The following is a 13,826-nucleotide window of genomic DNA, read 5'->3' as shown; positions in this document are numbered from 1 at the left end:
CGGGGCGCCGGCGTGGCGGCGCGCGGGGGGGGGGGGGGGGGGGGGGGGGGGGGGGCGGGCCCCCCCCGGCGGGGGGGCGCCGCCCGCGCCGGGCGGGCCCCCCCCCCCTCGACCGGTCCTGGACCGGCCCTTGGCTCGTCGTAGGACGTGAGGTCAGCGCTCGTCTTCGGCGCTGGCCGGTACGGCCGTCAGCCGGTCGGTCTCGTCCTGTATCTCAACGGCGATCTTCTTGAGTTCCGGCTCGAACTTGCGCCCGTGGTGAGCACAGAAGAGCAGCTCACCACCGCTGGTCAGGACGACGCGCAGGTACGCCTGAGCGCCACAGCGGTCGCAACGGTCAGCGGCCGTCAGTGGGCTCGCGGGGGTCAGAACAGTAGTCACGTCGCCTCTTCTCTAGCTCGACGAGCTGTCGTACCAGGGTCAACATCCAACCAGGCTGAAAACGTTCCCGCTCGGGCCTTTTCCTGGAAACTTCTTCTTCGTGGTGCCTCAAGGTGGCTGGCTGCCGACTGGCTGGCGGCGAATGTGCCGTATTGCTTCGCTTTACGGTTTCGCTTGCTTGCTTGTCTGTCTCTTGCCGTCCTCCCGGCTGGCTTGCCGGTTTGTTGTTGAGGACGTGCCCGGAGCCTAAATGGTTCATGCGCCGAAGGGAACGTGATGTGCGCGTCACCCGATCGAGGGATCGAACATGCATACGACTCTGGACTAGCATGAGCCATCACGAGGGTGGCGTTACATCGGCTCTACCAGGCCTCGGTACCCTCATGAACGGTGAACGACGCCCGGCCTTTACCCCACACGGGCCAGATCCAAATTCAGCGAGGAGCGAACCGCGTGACCGCCGAAATGTCAGTGCCGTCCAGTGCGCTGCTGACCGCAGACCGTGACGGTTCCAACTACACCGCGCGGCACCTGCTCGTCCTCGAGGGGCTTGAGGCGGTACGTAAACGCCCAGGCATGTACATCGGGTCGACCGACAGCCGTGGCCTCATGCACTGCCTCTGGGAGATCATCGACAACTCGGTGGACGAGGCCCTGGGCGGGTACTGCGACCACATCGAGGTGATCCTTCACGACGACGGCTCGGTCGAGGTCCGGGACAACGGCCGGGGCATCCCCGTCGACGTCGAGCCGAAGACCGGCCTCTCGGGTGTCGAGGTCGTCATGACCAAGCTGCACGCCGGCGGCAAGTTCGGCGGCGGCTCGTACGCGGCCTCCGGCGGCTTGCACGGCGTGGGTGCCTCCGTGGTGAACGCGCTGTCCTCCCGCCTCGACGTCGAGGTCGACCGGAGCGGTGCCACGCACGCGATCAGCTTCCGTCGCGGTGTCCCGGGCATGTTCACCGAGTCGGGGCCCGACAGCCCCTTCGACCCGGCGAACGGGCTGCTCAAGGGCAAGCGCGTGCCCAAGACCCGCACCGGCACCCGCGTCCGCTACTGGGCCGACCGGCAGATCTTCCTCAAGGACGCCAAGCTCTCGCTGGAGACGCTGCACCAGCGTGCCCGCCAGACCGCCTTCCTCGTACCGGGTCTCACCATCGTCGTCCGCGATGAGCGCGACCTGGAGGGTGAGGGCAAGTCGCAGGAGATCTTCCGCTTCGACGGCGGTATCAGCGAGTTCTGCGAGTACCTCGCCCAGGACAAGGCCGTCTGCGACGTCCTGCGCCTTACCGGCAGCGGCAGCTTCAAGGAGACCGTCCCGGTCCTCGACGACCGCGGCCATATGACGCCGACCGAGGTCACCCGAGAGCTCGGGGTGGACATCGCCCTGCGCTGGGGCACCGGCTACGACACCACACTGAAGTCCTTCGTCAACATCATCGCCACCCCCAAGGGCGGCACCCATGTCACAGGCTTCGAGCGGTCCGTCACCAAGACGGTCAACGAGGTGCTGCGTTCCGCCAAGCTCCTGAGGGTCGCGGAGGACGACATCGTCAAGGACGACGCCCTCGAAGGCCTCACCGCGGTCGTCACCGTACGCCTCGCCGAGCCGCAGTTCGAAGGCCAGACCAAAGAAGTGCTGGGCACCTCCGCGGCCAACCGGATCGTGGCCAATGTCGTGGCCAAGGAGCTCAAGGCTTTCCTGACCTCGACCAAGCGCGATGCCAAGGCCCAGGCCAGGGCGGTCCTGGAGAAGGCCGTCGCCGCCGCCCGTACGCGTATCGCGGCCCGCCAGCACAAGGAGGCCCAGCGGCGGAAGACGGCTCTGGAGTCGTCCTCGCTGCCGGCCAAGCTCGCCGACTGCCGCAGCGACGACGTCGACCGCAGCGAGCTCTTCATCGTCGAGGGGGACTCCGCGCTCGGTACGGCCAAGCTCGCCCGCAACTCCGAGTTCCAGGCGCTGCTCCCGATCCGGGGCAAGATCCTCAACGTCCAGAAGTCGTCCGTCTCCGACATGCTCAAGAACGCCGAGTGCGGAGCGATCATCCAAGTCATAGGAGCGGGCTCCGGCCGCACTTTCGACATCGACGCCGCCCGCTACGGCAAGATCGTGCTCCTGGTCGACGCCGATGTCGACGGAGCCCATATCCGCTGCCTGCTGCTCACCCTCTTCCAGCGCTACATGCGGCCCATGGTCGAGGCGGGCCGAGTCTTCGCCGCCGTACCGCCGCTGCACCGGATCGAGCTCGTCCAGCCCAAGAAGGGCCAGGACAAGTACGTGTACACGTACTCGGACAACGAACTGCGCTCCACGCTGCTCGAGTTCCAGCGCAAGGGCATCCGGTTCAAGGACTCGATCCAGCGCTACAAGGGCCTCGGGGAGATGGACGCCGACCAGCTGGCCGAGACCACGATGGACCCGCGCCACCGTACGCTGCGCCGGATCAACATCGGCGATCTGGAGTCCTCCGAGCAGGTGTTCGACCTGCTGATGGGCAATGACGTCGCCCCGCGTAAGGAGTTCATCACCAGCAGCGCGGCGACGCTCGACCGCTCCCGAATCGACGCCTGACACCTGACTCGAAAGCCCCACCCGGGGCGGCGGTCCGAAACACGCCGCCCCGGTCATCAACCCGGCGGAATCACGGCATCCGTCACCTAATGGGGTGAAGAGAAAGAGAGAAGAGTCAGGGATCTCCCCGTTCTGTCCATTCTGGTGGGGGCCAGCGACCGCGACGGTTCGCTGACAGGGAGAGAGCTGAGCGTGGAGAAGCAGGAATGCCGGGACGGTGGTGCCGTGCGCATCGACGACCCGTGGTACGACGCGTTGGCGTTCGGCTGGGGCGAGTCCGACGGTGCGGGCATGCCCGCACCGAGCGCGCTCCCGGGGAGCGGGTACCAGGAGCACCGGAGCGCACCGACCGACATCTACCGGGAAGTGCAGCGGAGCGCGGCCTTCCAGGAGGTACGCAGCCGCTACAGGCGGTTCGTCATCCCGGCGACGCTCGCCTTCTTCACCTGGTACGTGGCGTATGTCATCACCGCCACCACCGCTCCCGCGCTCATGGCGAAGCCGGTCGTCGGCGCGATCAACGTGGCGATGGTGGCCGGGTTGGGCCAGTTCCTCACCACCTTCCTGCTCACCTGGGCCTACGCCCGCCATGCCCGGTTGCGCAGGGACCGTGCGGCGCTCGATCTGCGCTGGACAGTCTTCGACCAGACCCGCGAGGCCGAACTCCCGAGGGGCACCGAGTCCTCGATCGAGGACCGGGCGGACCACGGACCCCCTGACCGGGCGGCAGCCGTCCAGGACGGCGCGGAGCCTTCACGGAGGGCCGGGCGTTGAGCGGCGACCACCAGACACTGGCGCTGCTGCTTTTCAGCGCCTTCATCGCCCTCACCCTGGGTATCACCACCTGGGTGGGACGCCACCGGCATGGTTCGCCGGAGGAGTTCTACGTCGGCGGACGGCTGTTCTCGCCCATGGAGAACGGCTTCGCCATAGCCGGCGACTATATGTCCGCGGCTTCGTTTCTCGGCATCTCCGGCCTCATCGCCCTCTACGGCTACGACGGGATGCTCTACTCCGTCGGCTTCCTGGTGGCCTGGCTGGTGGTGCTGCTCCTGGTCGCCGAACTCGTCCGCAACTGCGGCCGGTTCACCCTGGCTGATGTCGTCGCCGCTCGCATGAGGGAACGACCGGTACGGATAGCGGCCGGTACGTCATCCGTGACCGTCTCCGTGCTCTATCTGGTGGCGCAGATGGTGGGAGCCGGCAGTCTGGTCGCCCTTCTGCTGGGCGGCACAAGCGAGTCGGCGCGTTCCTGGACCGTGATCGGGGTCGGTGCCCTGATGGTGATCTACGTGTCCTTCGGCGGGATGCGGGCCACCACCTGGATCCAGATCGTGAAGGCCGTGCTCCTGATGACCGGTGCCACAGTCCTCACGGTGCTCGTACTGGCACGCTTCCACGGCGACTTCAACGCCCTGCTCGACTCAGCCGCACGGCAGAGCGTCCACGGAAGGGACTTCCTCGCTCCTGGACTGCGCTACGGCGGGGACTGGACCGCACGCCTGGACTTCATCAGCCTCGGGCTCGCCCTGGTGCTGGGTACCGCCGGACTGCCGCACATCCTGTCGCGCTTCTACACGGTGCCGACGGCGCGTGCCGCGCGCCGCTCCGTCGTGTGGTCCATCGGACTCATCGGCAGCTTCTATCTGATGACGATAGTGCTGGGATTCGGGGCCGCCGCGATCCTCGGCACGGACGAGGTGCGTGCCTCGAACGCCGCGGGCAACACGGCCGTTCCGCTTCTCGCCCAGGAGCTCGGCGGCGGTCCGGGTTCCACCGGAGGCACCGTGCTGTTCGCCGTGGTCGCCGCGGTGGCGTTCGCGACCATTCTGGCCGTCGTCGCCGGAATCACCCTTGCCTCCTCCGCCTCGGTCGCCCACGATCTGTATGCCTCGCTGCGGCGGAGCGGCGCCAAACAGCGCAGCGAGGTGGCGGTGGCCCGGATCGCCGCGGCGGGCATCGGAGCCACCGCGATCGCGCTCGGGCTCATCGCGCGTGATCTGAACGTGGCGTTCCTGGTGGGACTGGCCTTCGCCGTCGCCGCATCGGCCAATCTCCCGGTACTGCTGTACTCACTGTTCTGGCGGAACTTCACGACACGCGGCGCGGTCTGGTCCGTCTACGGGGGTCTGATCCCGGCGGTGCTGCTCGTGGTGCTCTCCCCGGTGGTGTCCGGAAGCCCGGAGGCGCTGTTCCCCGGTGTCGACTTCCAGGTCTTCCCGCTGCAGAACCCCGGGGCGGTCTCGATCCCCCTGGGCTTTCTCGCGGGCTGGATCGGCACGGTCACCTCGTCCGAGCCACCGGACGAGAGCAAGCACGCGGAGACGGAGGTGCGCGCCCTGACCGGGGCGGGTGCGGTCTGAGTGCGGCGTACGGCTCGACGCGGACCGCTCCCGTAACCGCGGACCACTTCGCGTCCTCCCCGTATCCTGGGTGGCTCGATAGGTGCCGATGTCCCAAGGGAGCCGTGTTGAGCCAGCCTCAGATCCCCGTCGTCGTCCTCGCGGGATTTCTGGGATCCGGCAAGACCACGCTGCTCAATCATCTGCTGAGGGCGAGCGGGGGCACCAGGATCGGCGCGATCGTCAATGACTTCGGTTCGATCGAGATCGATGCCATGACGGTGGCCGGTCAACTTGGTGACTCCACGGTGTCGCTGGGCAACGGCTGTCTGTGCTGCGCGGTCGACGCGAGCGAGCTCGACGTGTTCCTGGACAAGCTCACCGGGCCGGCAACACGGATCGATGTCATCGTGATCGAGGCGAGCGGTCTCGCCGAGCCGCAGGAACTCGTCCGTATGATCCTGGCCAGCGAGAACGCGCGGGTGGTGTACGGCGGTCTGGTCGAGGTCGTCGATGCCGCCGAGTTCGACGCGACACGGGTGAAGCACCCCGAAATCGAGCGGCACCTCGCGATCGCCGATCTGGTCGTGCTCAACAAGGCGGACCGGATCGCCGAGGAGCCGGGCGAGCGGCTTCGGGAGCGGATCACCGCGCTAGCGGAGAGAGCGGCCGTGATCCCGGCGGTCTACGGGCGTATCGACCCCGCGCTGCTGTTCGAGTGCCGCCCGCGCGAAGAGCGCGTGGGACAGCTGTCGTTCGAAGACCTCCGCGAGGACGCCGCCGGACACGATTGCGGCGACCATGACGACCACCAACGGCACCACGGCTCCGGCGTCGCCCATCCGCATGCCGCCTATGAGACCGTCTCCTTCACCGCTGCCGAGCCACTCCACCCGCGCAGGCTGCTGGACTTCCTCGACTCACGTCCCGAAGGGCTCTACCGGATCAAGGGCTACGTGGACTTCGGCGCAGCCGATCCCGCGCACCGCTACACCGTCCACTCCGTGGGCAGGTTCCTGCGCTTCTACCCGGAGCCCTGGCAGCGGACCGAATCCGCCGAGCCTGGCACCCAGTTGGTCCTCATCGGCTCCGGCATCGACACCGGATCTCTGATCGAGGAGCTCGCCGCCGCCTGTGTGCGCGGTTCCGAGGACGCCCCGGACCAGCATGCCCTGTGGGGCGTGCTGCGTTATGTCCCCAGCCCCGCCGACGACTCCGGAGCCGAAGAAGGCGAGCCGGACGACTACCTCTCGTAGCCCGTCGCGCGCGGTTCCGAACCCTTCGCCGCATCGTGGCAGCAGCGGGCAAGAGGGTGGGCGGCCCGGAGCCCGTCGGCCCCGGTAGCCCGGACACCGTGCGAGGCAGCAGCCTGCGCGGGACCTCGACGCCACTTTCGGGCGCGCCCGTACCCCGCAGGGCACGCCGCACCTGGTTCCCGCCCCCTGGCACGCTCACTCGGTGCGTCAGCGGCGCGCCATACAAGGGTCGCCCAGTACGAGGGTGACCTTCCCCTGCCCGCGGGGGAGGCCTCACCCCCGGCCTCTGCGGGCCTGGGGGAGACCCCATGCCGTAGATGGCACCTCCTGGGGTCCCCCGCGTCAGCAGGGGGGAGAAGCTCCGGGGGAGCGTCGTGGGCCCGAGAAGGTCGTCGGACAGGACCTCAAGTCACGGGCCCCGCCAACGCCGCCACCGGCTTCGCCAGGGCGATGCCGGAGCCATCGCGACGCGGATCGCTGTCCGGCAGGTCCGCAGGGGTGCCGTTCTTCTGCGCCGCACGGGCGGGAGCCGCGCCGGCCCAGGCCAGCAGCAGAAAGTCCTCACCCTTGAGGAAGCGCTGGCATCGCACACCACCGGTCGCCCGGCCCTTGCGCGGATACTGGTCGAACGGCGTCAGCTTCGCCGTCGTGACCGAGTCGTCCAGCGCGCCCGTGGAACCCGCGGCGGTGAAGACCACCGCGTCGGACGCCGGGTCCACCGCGGTGAACGAGATCACCTCGGCGCCCTCCGCGAGCTTGATGCCAGCCATACCCCCCGCCGCCCGACCTTGCGGCCTGACCTGCGACGCCTGGAAGCGCAGCAGCTGGGCGTCGGAGGTGATGAACACCAGGTCCTCATCGCCGGTACGCAGCTCGGTGCCGCCCACGATCCGGTCGCCCTCCCTCAGGGCGATGACCTCCAGCTCGCCCTTGTTGGCCGGGTAGTCCGGCACGACCCGCTTGACCACGCCCTGCAGCGTGCCGAGTGCAAGCCCGGGGGACGCCTCGTCCAACGTGGTCAGGCAGACCACCGACTCGTCCGGTTCCAGCGACAGGAACTCCGAGAGCTGCGCACCCCCGGAAAGCGTCGGAGCGGAGGCAGAGTCGGGCAGCTGTGGAAGGTCGATCACCGAGAGCCTCAGCAGACGCCCTGCCGAGGTGACGGCACCCACCTCGCCGCGTGCTGTGGCGGGGACCGCGGAGACGATCAGATCGTGCCGGGCGCGCTTGCCGTCGCCCGGCGGCCACGGCTCGGCCGTGACCGTGCGGGCCAGCAGCCCGGTGGACGAGAGCAGCACCCGGCAGGGGTCGTCCGCCACCTGCAGGGAGGCAGCGGCAGGAGCGGGGGCACCCGCGGACTCCAGCAGCACGGTGCGCCGCTCGGTGCCGAACTTCTTCGCCACCGCCGCCAGTTCCGATGAGACCAGCTTGCGCAGCTCCGCGTCCGACTCCAGGATCCGGGTCAGCTCCTCGATCTCCGCGGTCAGCCGATCGCGTTCGCTCTCCAGCTCCAGCCGGTCGAACTTGGTGAGCCGGCGCAGCGGCGTGTCGAGGATGTACTGGGTCTGCACCTCGCTGAGCGAGAAGTGCGCGACGAGGCGCTCCTTCGCCTGCGCGGAGTTCTCGCTGGAGCGGATCAGCCGGATGACCTCGTCGATGTCGAGAAGCGCGACAAGCAGGCCCTCGACCAGGTGCAGCCGATCCCTCTTCTTGCCGCGGCGGAACTCGCTGCGCCGCCGCACCACGTCGAAGCGGTGGTCGAGATAGACCTCCAGCAGCTCCTTGAGCCCCAGCGTCAGCGGCTGGCCGTCGACCAGCGCCACATTGTTGATGCCGAAGGACTCCTCCATCGGCGTCAGCTTGTAGAGCTGCTCCAGGACGGCCTCCGGGATGAAGCCGTTCTTGATCTCGATCACCAGTCGCAGCCCGTGCGCGCGGTCGGTGAGGTCCTTGACATCCGCGATGCCCTGGAGCTTCTTCGAACCGACCAGGTCCTTGATCTTCGCGATCACCTTCTCCGGGCCCACGGTGAAGGGGAGTTCGGTGACGACCAGGCCCTTGCGGCGGGCCGTCACGTTCTCGACCGCCACCGTGGCACGGATCTTGAAGGTGCCGCGGCCCGTCTCGTAGGCGTCTCTGATCCCGGACAGGCCCACGATCCGGCCACCGGTCGGCAGATCGGGCCCGGGGACGTGCCGCATGAGCGTTTCCAGGTCCGCGCCCGGATACCGGATCAGGTGGCGCGCGGCGGCGATGACCTCGCCCAGATTGTGCGGCGGCATGTTCGTCGCCATACCGACCGCGATCCCGGACGCGCCGTTGACCAGCAGATTCGGGAACGCGGCGGGGAGTGCGACCGGCTCCTGCTCCTGCCCGTCGTAGTTCGGTGAGAAATCGACCGTGTCCTCGTCGATCGACTCCGTCATCAGACTCGTCGCGTCGGCCATCCGGCATTCGGTGTACCGCATGGCGGCCGGGGGGTCGTCATTGCCGAGCGAGCCGAAGTTCCCATGGCCGTCGACCAGCGGCAGCCGCATGGAGAAGGGCTGGGCCATCCGCACCAGGGCGTCGTAGATCGACGCGTCACCGTGCGGATGGAGCTTGCCCATGACCTCGCCGACGACCCGGGCGCACTTCACGTACCCCCGGTCGGGACGCAGCCCCATCTCGTTCATCTGGTAGACGATCCGGCGGTGGACGGGCTTCATGCCGTCCCTGGCGTCGGGCAGGGCGCGGGAGTAGATCACCGAGTACGCGTACTCGAGGAAGGAGCCCTGCATTTCGTCGACGACGTCGATGTCGAGGATCCTCTCCTCGAAGTCGTCGGGCGGCGGCGTCTTCGTGCTGCGGCGGGCCATCGCTGCTGCGGCTCCTTCACCAACATGAACCATGAACGGGAACTGATGCGGACCATTGTGGACCGTACCTCCGACAACGCGGACCGCGACCCGGAGTCCGGCGTCTTCGAGGCGTTTGTGACCACATGCCGTGACCACTGCGGAACTGCCCGGAACTTCGCCAGGTGTCGGTGGGCTTGCATACAGTGGCAGTGCATAGGCAGGTACAGGTAGACGAGCAGGACTACCGAATCGCGATCGAAGGGACCACATGCCCATGGGTCACACGGCCACAGCGCAGGCCGGCTCCGGCGGCCTGACAGCGACCGAGCACCGCCTGGCCAACGGCCTGCGGGTGGTGCTCTCCGAGGACCACCTGACCCCGGTCGCCGCGGTCTGCCTCTGGTACGACGTCGGCTCCCGCCACGAAGTCAAGGGGCGTACGGGGCTGGCTCACCTATTCGAGCACCTGATGTTCCAGGGCTCCGCGCAGGTGTCGGGCAACGGCCACTTCGAGCTGGTGCAGGGTGCGGGCGGTTCGCTCAATGGCACCACGAGCTTCGAGCGGACCAACTACTTCGAGACCATGCCGACGCACCAGCTGGAGCTCGCGCTCTGGCTGGAAGCGGACCGCATGGGCTCGCTGCTCGCCGCGCTGGACGAAGAGTCCATGGAGAACCAGCGGGACGTCGTCAAGAACGAGCGCCGCCAGCGCTACGACAACGTCCCCTACGGTACGGCGTTCGAGAAGCTGACCGCCCTGGCCTACCCCGAGGGCCACCCCTACCACCACACCCCGATCGGCTCGATGACCGACCTGGACGCGGCGACCCTGGAGGACGCGCGGAACTTCTTCCGCACCTACTACGCGCCCAACAACGCCGTGCTGTCGGTCGTCGGCGACATCGACCCGGAGCAGACCCTCGCCTGGATCGAGAAGTACTTCGGATCCATCCCTTCCCACGACGGCAAGCAGCCGCCGCGTGACGGCTCGCTGCCCGAGACCATCGGCGAGCAGCTGCGTGAGGAGATCGTCGACGAGGTTCCCGCCCGTGCCCTGATGGCCGCCTACCGGCTGCCGCACGACGGCACCCGGGACTGCGACGCCGCCGACCTGGCGCTCACCGTGCTCGGCGGAGGCGAGTCGTCCCGGCTGCACAACCGCCTGGTCCGTCGCGACCGCACGGCGGTCGCCGCGGGCTTCGGCCTGCTGCGGCTGGCCGGGGCACCGTCGATGGGCTGGCTGGATGTGAAGACCTCGGGCGGTGTGGAGGTGCCGGACATCGAGGCCGCCGTGGACGAGGAGCTCGCCAGGTTCGCCGCCGACGGCCCGACGGCCGAGGAGATGGAGCGCGCCCAGGCACAGCTGGAGCGCGAGTGGCTGGACCGGCTCGGCACCGTCGCGGGCCGCGCCGACGAACTGTGCCGGTACGCGGTGCTGTTCGGTGACCCCCAGCTGGCGTTCAGCGCCGTCTCGCGGGTCCTGGACGTCACCGCGGAGGAAGTGCGGGCCGTCGCACAGGCAAGGCTGCGCCCGGACAACCGCGCGGTGCTCGTGTACGAGCCCGCAGCCGCGGCGGCCGCGGCAGAGGACAACGACGACGCTGACGACGCAGAGGGAGCCGGACAGTGACCGAGGCTGCCGTGACCATGGACTTCCACCCGCAGCCGCAGCCCGGGGAAGCCCGCCCGTGGGCCTTCCCCGCGCCCGAGCGCGGCGCGCTCGGCAACGGACTGACCGTGCTGCGCTGCCACCGCCCCGGCCAGCAGGTCGTGGCCGTCGAGATCTTCCTCGACGCTCCGCTGGACGTGGAGCCCGACGGCCTTGACGGCGTTGCCACGATCATGGCCAGAGCGCTCTCCGAGGGCACCGACAAGCACACGGCGGAGGAGTTCGCCGCCGAGTTGGAGCGCTGCGGCGCGACCCTCGACGCGCACGCCGACCACCCGGGTGTCCGCATCGGGCTCGAAGTCCCGGTCTCCCGGCTGGCGAAGGCCATGGGACTGCTGGCCGAGGCACTGCGGGCGCCGCTGTTCGCGGACAGCGAGGTGGAACGGCTCGTCCGCAACCGCCTTGACGAGATCCCGCACGAGACGGCCAACCCGGCCCGCCGCGGTGCCAAGGAGCTGTCCAAGCAGCTCTTCCCGGCGTCTTCGCGGATGTCGCGCCCGCGCCAGGGCAGCGAGGAGACGGTGGAGCGCATCGACTCCGCGGCCGTCAGGGCCTTCTACGAGGCCCATGTGCGCCCCTCCACCGCCACGGCCGTGATCGTCGGAGACCTCACGGACGTCGATCTGGACGCCGTGCTCGCCGACACCCTCGGCGCCTGGACCGGCAGCCCGGGAGCGCCCCGCGTCATGGCGCCGATCACCGCCGACGACACGGGACGTGTCGTGATCGTCGACCGTCCCGGCGCGGTCCAGACGCAGCTGCTCATCGGCCGCGTAGGACCGGACCGCCACGACAGCGTCTGGCCGGCGCAGGTCCTCGGCACCTACTGCCTCGGCGGCACCCTGACCTCGCGCCTGGACCGTGTCCTGCGCGAGGAGAAGGGCTACACCTACGGAGTGCGGGCCTTCGCCCAGGTGCTGCGCTCGGCCGCCCCCGCGGCCCCCGGCGGTGCCACCGGCGCGGCCACCCTCGCCATCAGCGGCTCCGTCGACACCCCGAACACCGGCCCGGCCCTTCAGGACCTGTTCACGGTGCTCCGTACGCTCGCGGCGGAGGGTCTGACCGATGCCGAGCGCGATGTCGCCGTGCAGAACCTGGTGGGTGTCGCCCCGCTGAAGTACGAGACCGCCGCCTCCGTCGCGGGCACCCTGGCCGACCAGGTCGAGCAGGGCCTCCCGGACGACTTCCAGGGACGGCTCTACGCCCGGTTGGCCTCCACTGGCACTGTCGAGGCGACCGCCGCGGTCGTCAGCGCCTTCCCGGTGGACCGGCTTGTCACGGTCCTCGTCGGTGACGCCGCGGAGATCGAGGAGCCGGTCAAGGCGCTGGGTATCGGTGAAGTGACCGTTGTCACGGGATGATTGGCGGTAATCGACGGCAACTGGCGGCAGTTGACGGCATGTGAGGCGCCGCTCGTGAAGCCCCCGAGGCTCCGGCGAGTGAGGCGCGGGCAGGGTCCCGTTGGTGATGGGTGTACCAACGGGACCCTTTCCTTTGCCTGTCTACCGTTTGTCCGTTTTATTGGTGACGCTGCCTGTCTGGGCTGTGGGATAGGCGACAAAATCCCGTGACCGTTTGGTGATTCACCGAAGATCGGCTTAGCGTCTTCTGCGCTGTCCGACCATTGCACGCGCCGCACCCGCGGCATCGGGCAGCGATCGCCGAGTCCCCGTCGGGCGCAAGCCTGGGGAGCCGGGGACCCGCAAGTCCCCTGGGGTGAATCGGAACGTCTTCGCGCACCCGCGCGGAGGGGGACCGTAGGAGACCTTCCTGCTCCGAACCCGTCAGCTAACCCGGTAGGCGAGAAGGAAGGAAAGGACAAGCCACTACATGGCGTTCACCCGTGCCACCGGGAAGCATCGTGGTCCGAGCCGGCTGTCGCGCAAGCGCGCGGGCATGGCCGGAGCCGCGGCACTGGCCACCACCGGGGTTGTCGGAACCCTCGCCTCACCCGCCCTCGCCGCCGAGCCGGAGAGCCTCTCCGTCGAGGACACCGGCCTGAACCAGGTGGTCATCGCCGGCGACACACTCGCCAAGCAGGTCGGCGCCCAGGCCGACGTCCAGCAGGAAGAGGCCGACTTCGCCGCCTCCCAGGCCAAGGCCGAAGCGGATGCGAAGCGCAACGCCGAGATCCGGGTCAAGGCCGCCCGGGACGCCGAGGAGCGCGCAGCCCGCGCCGCCGAGCGCAAGCGCCTGCTGTCGTACAACCTCCCCGTCGCCGGGTCGTATGTCAGCACGGACTACCACGCGGGCGGAGCCGTCTGGTCCTCGGGCAGCCACACCGGCATCGACTTCCACGCCTCCTCCGGGACCAAGGTCGTCGCGGTCGGCATGGGTACCGTCGTGGAGGCCGGCTGGGGTGGCGCCTACGGCAACAACGTCGTGATCAAGATGAACGACGGCACCTACACCCAGTACGGCCACCTCTCGTCCATCAGCGTCTCCGTCGGCCAGCGGGTCACCCCGGGCGAGCAGATCGGGCTGTCCGGCTCCACCGGCAACACCACCGGGCCGCACCTCCACTTCGAGGCCCGCAGCGGCTCCGAGTACGGCTCGGACATCGACCCGGTGGCCTATCTGCGCGGCCACGGCGTCAAGCTCTGACCGTCCGCGCGCTGTCCCACGGCGCGCGGAGTCCGAAGGGGGCCGGCCGGCCTAGGGAACCGGCCGGGGCCTGCGATTTTTTTAGGCCAAAAAAAAAAAAAATGCCCAGCGCGGCCGAGGGAAAAAACCCCCCCATGTGAATTAAGGTGAGATAGGGGGAGCC

The 13,826-nt window shown here is 68.9% G+C and carries 9 protein-coding genes and 1 riboswitch; of the genes, 7 read left to right on the top strand and 2 right to left on the bottom strand.

What is annotated here, in order from left to right:
- Window positions 1–153: 153 nt before the first annotated feature.
- A complete protein-coding gene (locus ACFWI9_RS27385; protein ID WP_387165953.1) occupies window positions 154–381 on the bottom strand; it encodes a hypothetical protein in 228 nt (75 codons plus the stop codon).
- Between the two features lie 453 nt (window positions 382–834).
- Here ACFWI9_RS27385 and ACFWI9_RS27380 point away from each other — a divergent pair, with 453 nt between their 5' ends.
- The 4 genes from ACFWI9_RS27380 (at window position 835) to ACFWI9_RS27365 (ending at window position 6,550) form a co-directional block, all read left to right on the top strand.
- Window positions 835–2,952: a type IIA DNA topoisomerase subunit B gene (locus ACFWI9_RS27380; protein WP_387165951.1), complete on the top strand. Its 2,118-nt coding sequence runs from the start codon at window positions 835–837 to the stop codon at window positions 2,950–2,952.
- A gap of 192 nt (window positions 2,953–3,144) precedes the next feature.
- Window positions 3,145–3,726, top strand: coding sequence for a DUF485 domain-containing protein (locus ACFWI9_RS27375; RefSeq protein WP_387165949.1), 582 nt, complete (start codon window positions 3,145–3,147; stop codon window positions 3,724–3,726).
- Window positions 3,723–5,315 carry a cation acetate symporter gene (locus ACFWI9_RS27370; protein ID WP_387165947.1) on the top strand — a complete coding sequence of 531 codons (1,593 nt, stop codon included), beginning with the start codon at window positions 3,723–3,725 and terminating at the stop codon, window positions 5,313–5,315. Before ACFWI9_RS27375 ends, ACFWI9_RS27370 begins: the two co-directional genes overlap by 4 nt.
- A gap of 107 nt (window positions 5,316–5,422) precedes the next feature.
- Window positions 5,423–6,550, top strand: coding sequence for a CobW family GTP-binding protein (locus ACFWI9_RS27365; RefSeq protein WP_387165945.1), 1,128 nt, complete (start codon window positions 5,423–5,425; stop codon window positions 6,548–6,550).
- Between the two features lie 404 nt (window positions 6,551–6,954).
- Here ACFWI9_RS27365 and ACFWI9_RS27360 read toward each other — a convergent pair whose 3' ends face one another.
- Window positions 6,955–9,408 carry a DNA topoisomerase (ATP-hydrolyzing) subunit A gene (locus ACFWI9_RS27360; RefSeq protein WP_387165943.1) on the bottom strand — a complete coding sequence of 818 codons (2,454 nt, stop codon included), beginning with the start codon at window positions 9,406–9,408 and terminating at the stop codon, window positions 6,955–6,957.
- 256 nt (window positions 9,409–9,664) lie between these two features.
- On the opposite strand from ACFWI9_RS27360, the gene ACFWI9_RS27355 reads away from it, so the two are divergent.
- From ACFWI9_RS27355 to ACFWI9_RS27345, 3 genes are all read left to right on the top strand, one after another.
- Window positions 9,665–11,020, top strand: a complete 1,356-nt coding sequence (locus ACFWI9_RS27355) for a M16 family metallopeptidase (protein ID WP_387165941.1) — start codon at window positions 9,665–9,667, stop codon at window positions 11,018–11,020.
- Window positions 11,021–11,037: 17 nt separating this feature from the next.
- A complete protein-coding gene (locus ACFWI9_RS27350) occupies window positions 11,038–12,420 on the top strand; it encodes a M16 family metallopeptidase (protein WP_387165959.1) in 1,383 nt (460 codons plus the stop codon).
- A 288-nt stretch (window positions 12,421–12,708) separates the two neighbouring features.
- Window positions 12,709–12,876, top strand: a riboswitch (cyclic di-AMP (ydaO/yuaA leader).
- A gap of 13 nt (window positions 12,877–12,889) precedes the next feature.
- On the top strand, window positions 12,890–13,663 hold the full coding sequence (locus tag ACFWI9_RS27345) for a M23 family metallopeptidase (protein ID WP_387165939.1): 774 nt from the start codon (window positions 12,890–12,892) through the stop codon (window positions 13,661–13,663).
- Window positions 13,664–13,826 lie beyond the last annotated feature (163 nt).

Origin of the sequence: Streptomyces sp. NPDC127084, from assembly GCF_042724175.1 — a bacterium.
Lineage (GTDB): Bacteria > Actinomycetota > Actinomycetes > Streptomycetales > Streptomycetaceae > Streptomyces.
The sequence above is the reverse complement of the archived record's forward strand: the minus strand, read 5'-3'. Positions and strand labels throughout refer to the sequence as shown.